We start from the raw sequence: 1,589 nt of genomic DNA on the forward strand, positions 1-1,589 counted from the left end.
ATAGCTGCTGAGCAGTTCTTTCAACTCATCGGTTGACACTGGTCGCGGGGCTCACGTAGCGTAGCTTTCAACCATGGAGTTGAAAGCTTGTGAGGTCGCCATGACGTCCAACGCGCTGTCGCGGATCTTTGCCGCGCTGGCCGATCCGACCCGGCGTGACATGGTAGCCCGGCTTTCGGCGGGTGACGCCACCGTCAACCAGCTGGCCGAGCCCTATCAGCTGACGCTGCAGGCGATCTACAAGCACCTCAAGGTACTCGAGGACGCAGGTGTCGTGAGCCGTCCGCCCGGGCCACAGCCTCGCACGGTGCGGCTGGAAGCTGAGGTTTTCGACCTCATGGACAAGTGGATCGAGCGCTACCGGCGCCAGGCGGAGGAGCGTTACCGCCGCCTCGACGCGGTGTTGGCGCGCATGAACGACGAGACAGGCAACGATTCTCAGGAACAGAAGGGAAGTGTGGCGTGAACACCATCGCCGAAACCACGATCGAGGCCGACCCGAAGGTGCCGGTCATCCGGATGAGCCGCGACTTCAACGCGACGCCCGAGCAGCTGTTTCGGGCGCACACCGATCCTGAGCTCTTCGCGCGGTGGATCGGGCCGAGCGGCATGCAGACGCGCGTGGTCGAGTGGGACGCGCGCACCGGCGGCAGTTGGCGGTATGTATCCACTCGCGACGGTCAGGAGTACGGATTCCGCGGCTGTTTCCACGAGGTCCGGCCCGACCGGATCGTGCAGACGTTCACGTGGGAGGGCCAACCTGATGAAGTCGCCCTGGGAACGCTGTGGTTCGAGGACCTGGGCAACGGACGCACCCGTCTGCACACACAGTCCCTTACGGATAGTTTCGAGGGCCGTGACGCCTGGCTCGCCAGCGGTATGAAGGTCGGCGTCGACGAGGGTTACGCCAAGCTGGAGGAGATGTTCGCGAATGGCACTGTCTGACCACCCCGCCCAGCGGCATCGCGAAATCGGGCGTGCCTTCACGGACAAGGTGAACGGCACCGACTCGTGGGACGTGCCCACTCCGGTGCCCGATTGGATCGCCCGCGACGTCGTGCGGCACCTCGTCGAATGGTTGCCGGCGTTCCTGGCCGGCGGCTCCAGTGTGCGGCTGCCGACCGTACCATCGGTCGACGACGACCCGGTCGGCGCCTGGCACGCGCATGTCGATGCCGTGCAGGCGCTCCTCGACGAGCCGGCGACCGCCAACCTGACGCTCTCCAACCCGCACATCGGCCAGTTGCCCCTAGACCGCGCGATCGACCAGTTCTACACCGCCGACGTGTTCATGCACACTTGGGACCTGGCCCGCGCGACCGGTCAGGACGACCGCCTCGACCCGGACTTCTGTGCCAGGCTGCTCTCAGGCATGGAGCCGCTGGAGGAGGTCATTCGATCGTCCGGCCAATATGGACCCAGAGTGCCGGTCAAGGACGATGCCGATGCCCAGACCAAGTTGCTCGGCTTCATCGGCCGCGATCCACAATGGCCATCTGAGAAACACTGACACCACGTGTTGTGGCGGCGGTGGTGTGTGGTGGTGGGTGGTGACCCTACAGCGACTGACAACGCGCGGTGTATCAGGC

The 1,589-nt window shown here is 64.9% G+C and carries 3 protein-coding genes; all 3 read left to right on the forward strand.

Annotated features, from left to right (window positions below; all coding sequences use genetic code 11):
• The first annotated feature begins 100 nt into the window (after window positions 1-100).
• Genes WA225_RS25175 through WA225_RS25185 form a run of 3 tightly spaced genes read left to right on the forward strand, consistent with a single transcriptional unit; the run spans window position 101 to window position 1,510 of the window.
• Window positions 101-466 carry an ArsR/SmtB family transcription factor gene (locus WA225_RS25175; RefSeq protein ID WP_422610096.1) on the forward strand — a complete coding sequence of 122 codons (366 nt, stop codon included), beginning with the start codon at window positions 101-103 and terminating at the stop codon, window positions 464-466.
• Window positions 463-945, forward strand: a complete 483-nt coding sequence (locus WA225_RS25180) for an SRPBCC family protein (RefSeq protein ID WP_422610097.1) — start codon at window positions 463-465, stop codon at window positions 943-945. The genes WA225_RS25175 and WA225_RS25180 overlap by 4 nt, the downstream gene beginning before the upstream one ends.
• On the forward strand, window positions 932-1,510 hold the full coding sequence (locus WA225_RS25185; RefSeq protein WP_422610098.1) for a TIGR03086 family metal-binding protein: 579 nt from the start codon (window positions 932-934) through the stop codon (window positions 1,508-1,510). The genes WA225_RS25180 and WA225_RS25185 overlap by 14 nt, the downstream gene beginning before the upstream one ends.
• Window positions 1,511-1,589 lie beyond the last annotated feature (79 nt).

The sequence above is a fragment of the Pseudomonas sp. genome (assembly GCF_049300855.1).
Taxonomy (GTDB): Bacteria; Pseudomonadota; Gammaproteobacteria; order Pseudomonadales; family Pseudomonadaceae; genus Aquipseudomonas.